Here is a 10,358-nt window from a genome sequence, read left to right on the forward strand (position 1 = left end):
CGATTTTCCTGCCCAAACCCATGTACAGCCCGCCAATCGGAAAGAACGGTGATTTCCGTGGCGTGGATCCTGCCAGAGTCCCGCCGTCGCGCCCAGCCCGGGGTTTCCGTCCATTGTGGACTCATTGCGCCGTTCGGGTCGGGGTGGAACGCCTGCTACGAGGGCCGACCTGGCCACGGTTGCCCGAATGGCCTATCGCGAACACCGTCCGGGTTGCCGGGCACACCAACGCGAATGGGTGATCGAAACGCTCCGTTCGCCCGGGAAATGCACGGAACGGATTCATTCTCCCGATTTCGCCCTGCCCGGCGGCGCCGGAACGTAGAATTCCCCGGATGGCGGATGGACCGTGGCTCGGTGCGGGGGAAGCCCACGTGTGGCGTTCCTATCAGCGTGTCCAGCGCGCGCTCGCCGGGGCGCTGGACAGTCAGCTGGAGCGGCACGCCGGATTGTCCGGGGCCGATTTCGCCTTGCTCGGCCCGCTGGCCGAGGCCACGGACGGGGTACTGCGGATGCGCGATCTCGCCGCGACGGTCGAATGGGACCGGAGCAGGCTTTCGCACCACATCAGCCGGATGGAGAAACGGGGGCTGGTCATCCGGGAGCACTGCGCGGAGGACGCGCGCGGGGCGAACGTGCGGCTCACCCTGTCCGGCCGGCTGGCGGTCGAAGCGGCCCGGCGACCGCACCGCGAGACCGTGCGGCGGTACTTCTTCGACCAGCTCGGGGCCGACGAGCTGGTCGTGCTGGCCGGCGCGTTCGACCGGATGCTCGCGCGGCTGATCGAGGACGATCACGAGCCGCCCTGCGCTCGCTGACCCGCGTCTGACCTCCCGCTGACCGGCACCGTCAGTGCTTCGTGCGGGCGCGGTAAGCGGCCCGCCGCACTCTGGGCGCATCGAACTCGAACAACCCAGAGGAGTACCGATGGCAGGCAAGACCGTCCTCGTTTCCGGCGCCAGCGTCGCCGGCCCGTCCGCCGCTTACTGGCTGCACCGCTACGGCTATTCGGTCACCGTGGTGGAGGCCGCGCCCGCGCTGCGGCCGGGTGGGCAGGCCGTGGACTTCCGCGGCGAGCAGATGAACCTGCTGCGCGCCATGGGCATGCTGGAGGAGCTTCGTGAGCACGAGACCGGGATGGGCGACCAGCTGCTGCTCGACCCGGCGGGCAAGCCGGTGGTGACCATCCCGAGCCGGTTCATCAGCGGTGAACTCGAACTGCTGCGCGGCGACCTCGCCCGCGTGCTGTACGACCGCACCAAGGACTACACCGAATACGTCTTCGGCGATCGGGTCACCAAGCTGACCGAAACCGCCGACGGGGTGGAGGTGACCTTCCGCCGCGGTGCGCCGCGCCGGTTCGACCTGGTGGTCGGCGCGGACGGGGTGCACTCCGGCGTGCGCACCGCGGCGTTCGGTCCGGAGGCGCGCTTCCGCACCGACCTCGGCTATCACGTCGCGGGCTTCACCGCGAAGAACCATCTCGGCCTCGACCACCGCGGCCTGATCCACAACGAGCCGGGCCGCGGCATCATGATCGCCAGCCACCGTGATCCGGCGACCGTGCACGTCGGCCTCTTCTTCCGCGGTGATCCGCGGGGCTACGGAAGGCCGGATCTGGCTCGGCAGAAGGAGATCGTCACCGAGGTCTACGCCGGAGCAGGCTGGGAGGTCCCGCGGTTTCTCGATGGCCTGGCCGGGGCGGACGACCTGTATTTCGACCGGATCGGCCAGATCGGCCTCGATGCGTGGTCCCGCGGCCGGGTGGTGCTGCTCGGCGACGCCGCGTGGTGCGCCGGGCCGGGCGGTTCCGGCACCGGGCTGGCGATGATGGGAGCACAGGTGCTCGCCGGGGAACTCGCCGCCGCGGGCGGGGACCACAGGACTGCGTTCGCCCGCTACGAGCGGCGGCTGCGCAAACCGGCCCGGGTCGGGCACCGCAACGGCGCGGGCTCGGGCGGCTTCCTGGTCCCGCCGACCGCGGAGAAGGTCCGCTCCCGCAACCGCACCTACCGGATGCTGGCCGGGCCGATCGGCGGCCGCGTCTTCGACCACCTCGGCACCCGGGCGGCGAACGCGGTGAAGTTCCGCGAGTATCCCCAGGGCGGGCCGCAGGCTCGGGTGTGAGCGGGCTCGCCGTCGCGGGGAGCGCCACCGGCGAGCTGCCGCCCCCTGACGGTAGTGAAGGTTCCCTTCACGGACGCAGCGTCCAGGGTTCCGGCAAAGTCGGTGTAGAGGTCCGTGAAGGGACCCTTCACGGACTCTGAGGCTGTGAAGGGTCCCTTCACAGACCCGAAACCGGTCCGGCGCACGCCACGAGGTGGTCGCACACACCTCCGCATCGCCCACTGCCGGGTCCCCGACCAACTTTGCCGACACCCTGGACGCTGAGGCTGTGAAGGGAACCTTCACGGCGCTGCGTCGGAATGCGCACGTTCGCCGATGCCCGCGCGAACCCGTCGGGCTGCTCGCGAAAACGTGACGACCCACTGGGCTGAGCCGGTGAATCAGTCACCGCGCGCGCCGTTGAGCCGGTAAAAAGAATGCACGGCTCCGGGAGGCGGCACCGTGACCGAACTTGTGCGTTCGTACCTGTTCCTCCGGCGGGCCATCGGCGTACTCGGGATCGCGTTGCCGATCCTGGTGGTCGCCGGCAAGCACCTGCTCGAAGGCGGCGACCCGCTCGGTTCGCTGAGCAGTTACTACTACAGCGACCTGCGCAACGTCTTCGTCGGCGTGCTGTGCGCGATCGGTGTCTTCCTGATCTCGTACCGTGGTTACGGCTTCATCGACGACATCGCGGGCACCGTCGCGGGGGTTGCGGCGATCTGCGTCGCGATGTTCCCGACGAGTCCGGCTTCGGCCACGCCGGCCGAGCAGGCGATCGGCATCGTGCACGTCGTGAGTGCCACGATCTTCTTTCTCACCCTGGCGTTCTTCTGCTTGTTCCTGTTCACCAAGACCGATGCCACCACGCCGACCCGGCGCAAGATCGCGCGCAACGTCGTCTACCGGGTCTGCGGCATCGTGCTGCTGGCCTGCCTGGCGCTGATCGTGCTCGTCGGGCAGCTCTTCGCCGCGGCCACCTGGCATCCGACGCTGTGGCTGGAATCGCTGGCCGTGGTCACCTTCGGTGTCGCCTGGCTGGTGAAGGGCTCGGCGCTGCTGAGGGACCGTTAACGCACTGCTTCCGGGCCGGCGAACTGGGCCCAGTCCTCTGCCCAGCGGCTCGCCCGACGGCGGTCGAGTACCCGGCGTGCCGCCCAGAACGCGCCCGCCAGCACGCCGGCCGCGCACAGCCAGGTGAAGGTGGCCACCAGGATCCCGTTGGTGACCGCGTCGGTGTGGGTGAGCGGGGCGGTGGTCTGCCTGCCGTTGCCGTCGAGCCAGATCGGGGTGGTCGCGCCTTCGGTGGCGGCGCCGGTGGGCACGGTGATCGTGCCGGTACGGGGTGCTCCGCCGGGTACGTGCCAAAGCGCGTTCACCCGTGCTGTGCTGGCGATCGGCGCGCTGTCGCCGATGGACATCGGCTGCTCCGGCGCCGTCGTCAGTACGGTCGCGGTGGCCTGGTGGCGTGTGCGCACCTGGGCGTCCGAGGTGGCCGTCTCGGATCGGATGTCCGCGCTGCCCAGCAGGACCGCCAGCGGGATCGCCAGCAGCGCGATCAGAACCGCGACCCCGGCGAGCGCGCCTTCGATCCGGTCGGAGCGGCGCAGCAGCGGGTTCCGGACGGCGCCGAGGCGCCGCAGCAGTCGTCTACAGGGGTTTGGTGGTCTGCCTGCCCGAGTCCTGTTCCGCATGATCTCCATCGTCCTCCGCCAGGCCCGCGGGCGCTGTTATCCGCACTACCTTCTTCCCGGTTTACCACCGGATTCGGTGTGTTCCTCCGCACGCCAACCACTCGTGTGGGTTAACCGGGGCGTCCGGTCAGTCGACCATGCGCACGGTGGCCGTCCGGCTGTGCATGCGGCGGCGGAAGCCGTACTCGGCGACGATGCCGAGCTGAATGCTGCGGTCCGCGGGTGCCCAGTACCCGGTGCGCACGAAGTATCCGTCCATCGCGCAGAGCCGGTTGGCGGTCTTGCGGGAGCTGATCGGTTCCCAGCCCCACTGGCGTCCGCACTCCTCGACCCCGTTGCGCCGCACGTACAGCCGCGGGTTGCCGATCTCGCGGCAGTAGACGCCGCCCTCGGCGATGTAGAGCACCCCGTCCACCTTGTAGAACCGCTTGCCGTCCAGCAGGCTCACCTGACCGGACAGGGTGAACCGGACGCGCCCGCCCTCGGCGCCGTTCATCGTCCAGTCGAGGCAGAACTCCTGGGTCGGGACCTCGAGCGACTGGGTCATGACCGTCCCCTTCTGCTTGCCTCTCGTGTTTGCCGCCCCCGCGCGGACGTCCACCGGAAAAGATGCGGGAAAACCCCGGTGCGCGGAACCAGGTGAGAACCGTTTTCACCCGAAGAGGCCCGCAGGTCACGCTTGGTGTTCACGGGGGGATTAATCGCGCTCCATCAGGCTTGTGGGGTATCGCGGATACACGACGTGAGAGCGCCGGGTCGTTTTCGTCCCGTCGCACCCCCGGTTTGGCGCTATCCACCGGGGAGAGTGCGGTGCCGTCGTGTCGCGAGCGTGATCAACAAAGCCCGGCGCGGCTCATGACACTTGTCATAGAGGGCCCGGCGTGCGACCCTCGTTTTATGACGACTGTCATGGTGCGTGCGGCCACTGCGGAGACCGTGGCCGGAGTGGTGCGGGCGTGCTCACCCGAGTCGGTGCGGCGGCGGTTCACCATCGGCCGCGCGCCCGATCCGGACGAGGTGCTGGCGCGGTACGGGCGGTTCCTGCTCGCCGGGATGGCGCTGGTCGCGGAGCGGGACGGGGTTCCGGCGGGTCTGCTGAACGTGGTCCCGGACGGCGAACGGCGGGCGGAACTCGGGCTGCTGGTGGCGGACCCGTGGCAGCGCCAGGGCATCGGGCGCGCGCTCGTCGGGCTGGTCACCGGCGCGTCGCGGTGGCGTGGCTGGACGGTGCACGCGACAGTGCAGTCGGGCAACGAGGCGGCCGAAGGGCTGCTGCGGGCGTGCGGATTCCGGTTGCTGCCGGAGTACGGCTGGTCGGAGCAGGAATTCGAATACGTAGTGGGACGAGCCGGAAAGGAGACCTCGGATGGCGGAGCGCCCGGCCCGGGATCGGATGGTCTACAGCGCTGCGCAGCTGCTGCGTACGCAGGGGTTGCGGGGCACCGGGATGCGCGAAGTGGTGACGCACGCCGAAGCGCCGCGCGGGTCGCTTCAGCACTACTTCCCCGGTGGTAAGGAGCAGCTGTTCGGCGAGGCGATCGGCTGGGCGGGGCGATACGCCGCGCGCCGGGCGGCGCGCGCGTTCGAGTCCCTTCCGGAGCGGACGCCGTCCGCGCTGTTCGCCGCGATGGTCGGTCAATGGCGGGCGGAGCTGATCGAACTCGGCTACTCGGGCGGCTGCCCTCTGGTGGCCACGGTCGCCGACGTCGCCGCGGAAAGCGATGCGCTGCGCGAACGCGCGAGCGAGGCTTTCGCCCAATGGCGCCGCCGCCTCGTGACAGCGCTGGACGAACTGGGCGTACCGCGCCCGCGTGCGGAATCGTTGGCAGTGCTGATGATCAGCGCGCTGGAGGGCGCGCTGGTGCTCGCCAGGGCCGACCGCGACCTCACCCCGCTCGACACGGTGGTGGCGGAGCTTGCCCCGGTGCTGGACGCGCCGCTCCGGCGCCGGGTGCGACCTTAGTCCACTGTGGACGCAGGGAGTTCGGCCGTGTTCACAACTCCGCGACCGCCGCCAGCAGCCGGTCCACCTCCGCTGCCGTGGTGTACGGCGCGATGCCGGCCCGGACCGCGCCGGTGTCGCCGAGGCCGAGGTGGCGGGAGCATTCGATGGCGTAGAACGTCGCCGCCGGTGCGTTGATACCGCGGGTGGCGAGGTGCTCGTACACCGCTGTCGGCGTGGTTCCGGTGACGGTGAACAGCACTGTCGGCGTGCGGGCGCGGGTCGGGGATCCGTAACGGACGACGCGGGGCAGCTCGGCAAGGCCCTTGTCCAGACGGGTCAGCATGGCCGTTTCGTACGCTTCGAGTTCGGTCAGCGACTGTGTCAGTCGTGCGCGGCGGGAGCCGGTTCCGGGGACCAGGCCGGCGAGGAAGTCGACGGCCGCGGTGGTGCCCGCGAGCAGTTCGTACGGGAGCGTGCCCAGCTCGAACCGCTCCGGCACGGCGTCGGTGGAGGGCAGCAGCTTGTCCGGGCGCAGGGTTTCCAGCAGCTCCGGCGCGGCGGCCAGCAGGCCGAGGTGCGGGCCGAGGAATTTGTAGGCCGAGCACGCGTAGAAGTCCGCGCCGAGCGCGGCGACGTCGACCGGGCTGTGCGGGGTGAGGTGCACGCCGTCGACGTAGCTCAGTGCGCCTGCCTCGCGGGCGGCAGCGGTGATCGCCGGGATGTCCGGACGGGAGCCGAGCAGGTTCGATGCCGCGGTGACGGCCACCAGCCGGGTTCGGTCGCCGAGCAGCGCGCTGATCGCCGGTAACGGCAGTTCCCCGGTCACCGGGTCGAAATCCGCCCAGCGCACGGTCACGCCCCGGGCTTCGGCGGCCTGCAGCCACGGCCGGAGATTCGCGTCGTGGTCGAGACGGGTGACCATGATCTCGTCGCCGGGCTGCCAGTTCTTGGCCAGCGCGCGGGAGAAGTCGTAGGTGAGCTGGGTCATGCTGCGGCCGAACACCACCCCATCGGGGCGCGCGCCGAGCAGGTCGGCGCCCGCCTGCCGGGCTTCGCGCACCACGCCGTCGGCACGGCGTTCGGCGGCGGTGATCGTGCCGCGGTTGGCGATGGCCGCGCAGAGCGTCGCGGCGACGGCTTCGCCGACCTGGCGGGGTACTTGGGACCCGCCCGGTCCGTCGAAGTGGGCGGCGCCGCCGGTGAGGGCGGGGAAGTGCTCGCGGATCGCATTCACGTCGTAGGCCACGGCCGACAGCTTGCCCGACCGGGCGGATGCAGGGCCAGCCGTGCGATCATCCGGGAAACCGCGTGGAAAGGGGCCGCCCGTGCTCGCCGATCAGGTGGACGAACTGCTCGCCCGGCCGCTGCCCTGGCCGATCGTGCAGGCCGGTGACCCGGTGCTGCGTGCGCCGGCCCGGCCGTACGAGGGCGAGCTGACCGAGCGCGCGCTGGCCGAGCTGATCGAGGGCATGCAGGTCACCATGCGTGAAGCACCCGGGGTGGGGCTGGCCGCGCCGCAGATCGGGCTCGGCGTGCGGATCGCGGTGGTCGAGGACGGCGCGCATGAGCGGCCGGGCGTGCCCGCGGCAACGCTGGAGACCCGCGGGATCGCGCCGCTGCCGTTCCGGGTGCTGGTGAACCCGGTGTACCAGCGGCTCGGGGACGAGCTTGCGGCGTTCTTCGAAGGCTGCCTCAGCGTGGCCGGTTGGCAGGCGGTGGTCGCCCGGCCGCTGCGGATCCGGCTGACCGGGCAGGACGAGACCGGTGCCGCACTGGACGAGCAGCTGTCCGGCTGGCCCGCCCGCATCGTGCAGCACGAAACCGATCACCTGCACGGCATTCTCTACGTCGACCGCGCCGAGTCGCGTTCGCTGTCCACGCACGAGGCGGTTGCTCGCTGCTGGGCCCAGCCGACCCCGGCCGAGGCCGCCCGGGAGCTGGGCTTCGAACTACCCTGAGTCCACTGTGGATGGTTCTGGTCGACACCGGGTTCCGTGCGGCGCAACAAGGGCTGTGAAGGGACCCTTCACAGCCTCAAAGTCCGTGAAGGGTCCCTTCACAGCCCTTCGGCCGGCCGGGCGGGGCAGAAGGCGCCCCGGATTCCAGGTCCAGCAAACGACGTTTGCGCGCCACCCCGCCGCCGTAGCCGGTGAGGTCGCCGTTGCTGCCGATCACCCGGTGACAGGGCACCACGATGCTGACCGGGTTGCGCCCGTTGGCCAGCCCGACCGCGCGGAACGCACCCGGCCTGCCGATCTGCTCGGCCAGTTCGCGGTAGGTGATCGTCTCGCCGTAGGGGATCCGGGTGAGTTCCTGCCAAACGGTCTGCTGGAACGGGGTGCCCCGCATCGTCAGCGGCAGCTCGAACTCTGTGCGCTCGCCCGCGAAGTACTCCGACAGCTGGCGTCGGACCTCGGTGAACGCCCGGTCGTCGGGCTCGCCGAAGGTGGCCGGGTCGGGCTGGTGCCGGTGGTTTTCCAGGTACAGCCCGGCAAGCCCGCCGTCTCTGCCGACCGCGGTGAGCAGGCCGACCGGGCTTTCGAAGGTGGTGTACGTCATGCCGTTTCCTCTCCGGCGGGAATGCGGTTGATCGGGTGGTCTCCGGTGGCCCACAGATGCTGGACGGCGTACGCGCGCCAGGGCCGCCACGCGTCGGCGCGCTCGCGCAACGCGGACGGCTGAGTGGGCAGGCCGAGGGTTTCCGCGGCGATCTTCACCCCGAGATCGGTGCCGACGAACGCGTCCGGGTCGCCCAGCGCGCGCATCGCGACGCTTTCCACCGTCCACGGACCGAAACCCGGGAGCGCGGCAAGCTGGACGCGGGCGCGGTCCCAGTCGCCGCCGACGGTGAGGTCGACCTCTCCCGAGACGAGCGCGGCGACCAGGCCGAGCAGGGTGGTGCGGCGGGACTTCGGCATCGCCAGCGTTTCCGGGTCGAGCGCGGCGAGGTCGTCCGCGGCCGGGAACAGGTGCGTCAGCTCGCCTTCGCGGTCCTCGATCGGGGTGCCGTGCGCGAGGACGAGCCGGGCCGCGTGCGTACGGGCGGCCGCGGTGGAGACCTGTTGCCCGAGAACGGCGCGGACCGCGAACTCGTCCGGATCGGTCGTGCGCGGCACCCGCCTTCCCGGCGCCGCGGCCACCAGCTGCGCGAGCATCGGGTCCGTGCTCAGCTGCTCGTCTACGGCCACCGGGTCGGCGTCCAGGTCCAGCAGCCACCGGCAGCGGCTGATCGCGGCCGCCAGGTCACGCAGGTCGGTGAGGCTCAGCCGGCATGCGATGTGGTCGGCTTCGGGCCGGAGCGACACCACGCCATGGCCGTGCGGCAGGCGAAGGGTGCGCCGGTACGCGCCGTCCCGCCATTCCTCGACGCCGGGCACGGCCGTCGCGGCGAGGTGCCCGAAGAGGTTGTCCGGACACAGTGGACGGCGGAACGGCAGCCGCAACGCGAGGACGCTCGGCGACTTGTCGCGTCCGCCCCCGCGGGCCCGCGACCGTAGCTCGCTCGGCGTGAGGCCGAAGACCGCACGCACTGTCTCGTTGAACGTGCGGATGCTGGAAAAGCCGGCGGCGTGCGTGATGTCGCCCATCGGCATCGCGGTGGTCTCGATCAGCAGCCGTGCGGTCTCCGCGCGCTGCGCGCGGGCCAGCGCGAGCGGACCGGCTCCCAGCTCCGCGCTGACCTGGCGTTCCACCTGGCGGACGCTGTAGCCCAGCCGCGTCGCCAGGCCTTGGACGCCTTCGCGGTCGACCACCCCGTCGGCGATCAGCCGCATCGCGCGGGCCACCATGTCGGCCCGTTCGTTCCACTGCGGCGAGCCGGGAGAGGCGTCCGGGCGGCAGCGCTTGCAGGCGCGGAACCCGGCCGCCTGCGCGGCGGCGGCGCTCGGGTAGAAGCGCATGTTCGCCACCTTCGGCGGGACCACCGGGCAACTCGGCCGGCAATAGATCCGCGTGGTCACCACCGCGGTGAAGAACCAGCCGTCGAACCGGTCGTCTTTCGCTTGCACCGCACGGATGCAGCGTTCGGTCTCCTCGTGCACGAGGACCAGTGTGCCGCCCCGTCCGCCGGAAGCCTCGCGAAAAAACGACATCACCCTTGCGGGACCGGGACCTCCTCGACCTCAGCGGACTTCCGGGCGTCGACCACGGTCAGCCCGGCGAGCCGTGCGGTCAGCCCGCGTGGGCCGGGGGTGACGAGCAGGATCACCAGGTTGGCCCCGAGCCAGAGCAGCGCCCAGCCAGAGTTGAAGCCGCTGAGCACGAAGTAGCCACCGGTCCCGAAGACGAAGCGGACAAGACAACGCAGGATCGAAGGCCGCTTCCCGCGAGCGTCCGCCATGGCCAGCAGAACCGCGTGCTGCCCGACGGTGGCGCCGTTGGTCACGGCCGGGAGGATGAGCAGCAGGAGCACCGCGGGCAGGCAGCTGTAGAGCAGGCCGTCCACCGTCGGGTCGCCTTCGGTCACGAGCCTCCCGGTCGCGACGTACCGGACGGATAGCACGATGAAGCTCAGCACCACGCCGACCAGGGTGACCGTGATGAGGTCGAGCAGCATGCCGAGCAGCCGCCTGCCGGTGCGCACCGGCCGTGGTTCCCCGGCGGGGCGCCGGATC

General features: G+C 70.9%; 12 protein-coding genes. 6 read left to right on the forward strand and 6 right to left on the reverse strand.

Annotated features, from left to right (window positions below):
• Nucleotides 1-335 precede the first annotated feature (335 nt).
• The 3 genes from D5S19_RS25090 to D5S19_RS25100 all read left to right on the forward strand — a co-directional run bounded on the left by D5S19_RS25090 (nucleotide 336) and on the right by D5S19_RS25100 (nucleotide 3,180).
• Nucleotides 336-818 (forward strand): MarR family winged helix-turn-helix transcriptional regulator, encoded by a 483-nt coding sequence (locus D5S19_RS25090; protein WP_120025853.1) that lies wholly within the window; start codon nucleotides 336-338, stop codon nucleotides 816-818.
• A 109-nt stretch (nucleotides 819-927) separates the two neighbouring features.
• On the forward strand, nucleotides 928-2,127 hold the full coding sequence (locus D5S19_RS25095) for an FAD-dependent monooxygenase (protein WP_120025854.1): 1,200 nt from the start codon (nucleotides 928-930) through the stop codon (nucleotides 2,125-2,127).
• 441 nt (nucleotides 2,128-2,568) lie between these two features.
• On the forward strand, nucleotides 2,569-3,180 hold the full coding sequence (locus D5S19_RS25100) for a DUF998 domain-containing protein (RefSeq protein WP_120025855.1): 612 nt from the start codon (nucleotides 2,569-2,571) through the stop codon (nucleotides 3,178-3,180).
• Here the strand turns inward: D5S19_RS25100 and D5S19_RS25105 are convergent.
• Together D5S19_RS25105 and D5S19_RS25110 are read right to left on the reverse strand one after the other, a co-directional pair.
• Nucleotides 3,177-3,800, reverse strand: a complete 624-nt coding sequence (locus D5S19_RS25105) for an Rv1733c family protein (protein WP_233574144.1) — start codon at nucleotides 3,798-3,800, stop codon at nucleotides 3,177-3,179. The two genes, D5S19_RS25100 and D5S19_RS25105, sit on opposite strands and share 4 nt — an antisense overlap.
• Before the next feature lie 127 nt (nucleotides 3,801-3,927).
• Nucleotides 3,928-4,347, reverse strand: coding sequence for a hypothetical protein (locus tag D5S19_RS25110; RefSeq protein WP_098513661.1), 420 nt, complete (start codon nucleotides 4,345-4,347; stop codon nucleotides 3,928-3,930).
• A 350-nt stretch (nucleotides 4,348-4,697) separates the two neighbouring features.
• On the opposite strand from D5S19_RS25110, the gene D5S19_RS33305 reads away from it, so the two are divergent.
• Entirely contained in the window at nucleotides 4,698-5,315 is a 618-nt protein-coding gene (locus D5S19_RS33305) for a GNAT family N-acetyltransferase (RefSeq protein ID WP_158605636.1), read from the forward strand.
• Entirely contained in the window at nucleotides 5,248-5,763 is a 516-nt protein-coding gene (locus tag D5S19_RS25120) for an LmrA/YxaF family transcription factor (protein ID WP_233574145.1), read from the forward strand. Before D5S19_RS33305 ends, D5S19_RS25120 begins: the two co-directional genes overlap by 68 nt.
• Nucleotides 5,764-5,794: 31 nt before the next feature.
• Here the strand turns inward: D5S19_RS25120 and D5S19_RS25125 are convergent, their stop codons facing one another.
• Entirely contained in the window at nucleotides 5,795-6,991 is a 1,197-nt protein-coding gene (locus tag D5S19_RS25125) for a cysteine desulfurase-like protein (RefSeq protein WP_120025858.1), read from the reverse strand.
• Between the two features lie 79 nt (nucleotides 6,992-7,070).
• On the opposite strand from D5S19_RS25125, the gene D5S19_RS25130 reads away from it, so the two are divergent.
• Nucleotides 7,071-7,703 carry a peptide deformylase gene (locus D5S19_RS25130; protein WP_120025859.1) on the forward strand — a complete coding sequence of 211 codons (633 nt, stop codon included), beginning with the start codon at nucleotides 7,071-7,073 and terminating at the stop codon, nucleotides 7,701-7,703.
• 76 nt (nucleotides 7,704-7,779) lie between these two features.
• Here D5S19_RS25130 and D5S19_RS25135 read toward each other — a convergent pair whose 3' ends face one another.
• The 3 genes from D5S19_RS25135 to D5S19_RS25145 form a co-directional block, all read right to left on the reverse strand.
• Entirely contained in the window at nucleotides 7,780-8,304 is a 525-nt protein-coding gene (locus tag D5S19_RS25135; RefSeq protein ID WP_120025860.1) for a methylated-DNA--[protein]-cysteine S-methyltransferase, read from the reverse strand.
• Complete coding sequence (locus D5S19_RS25140) at nucleotides 8,301-9,785, reverse strand: AlkA N-terminal domain-containing protein (protein WP_120025866.1); 1,485 nt, start codon at nucleotides 9,783-9,785, stop codon at nucleotides 8,301-8,303. The genes D5S19_RS25135 and D5S19_RS25140 overlap by 4 nt, the downstream gene beginning before the upstream one ends.
• 50 nt (nucleotides 9,786-9,835) lie before the next feature.
• The coding region (locus D5S19_RS25145) for an RDD family protein (protein ID WP_233574146.1) at nucleotides 9,836-10,358 on the reverse strand (523 nt) is incomplete at its 5' end.

It is taken from the genome of Amycolatopsis panacis (assembly GCF_003600245.1).
In the GTDB taxonomy this organism is placed as follows: domain Bacteria; phylum Actinomycetota; class Actinomycetes; order Mycobacteriales; family Pseudonocardiaceae; genus Amycolatopsis; species Amycolatopsis sulphurea.

What these genes read in the sequence shown, in the direction of transcription:
- D5S19_RS25090 (WP_120025853.1), top strand. Translation starts at nt 336, where the DNA reads ATGGCGGATGGACCGTGGCTCGGTGCGGGGGAAGCCCACGTGTGGCGT.
- D5S19_RS25095 (WP_120025854.1), top strand. Translation starts at nt 928, where the DNA reads ATGGCAGGCAAGACCGTCCTCGTTTCCGGCGCCAGCGTCGCCGGCCCG.
- D5S19_RS25105 (WP_233574144.1), bottom strand. Translation starts at nt 3,800, where the DNA reads ATGCGGAACAGGACTCGGGCAGGCAGACCACCAAACCCCTGTAGACGA.
- D5S19_RS25110 (WP_098513661.1), bottom strand. Translation starts at nt 4,347, where the DNA reads ATGACCCAGTCGCTCGAGGTCCCGACCCAGGAGTTCTGCCTCGACTGG.
- D5S19_RS33305 (WP_158605636.1), top strand. Translation starts at nt 4,698, where the DNA reads ATGACGACTGTCATGGTGCGTGCGGCCACTGCGGAGACCGTGGCCGGA.
- D5S19_RS25120 (WP_233574145.1), top strand. Translation starts at nt 5,248, where the DNA reads ATGCGCGAAGTGGTGACGCACGCCGAAGCGCCGCGCGGGTCGCTTCAG.
- D5S19_RS25135 (WP_120025860.1), bottom strand. Translation starts at nt 8,304, where the DNA reads ATGACGTACACCACCTTCGAAAGCCCGGTCGGCCTGCTCACCGCGGTC.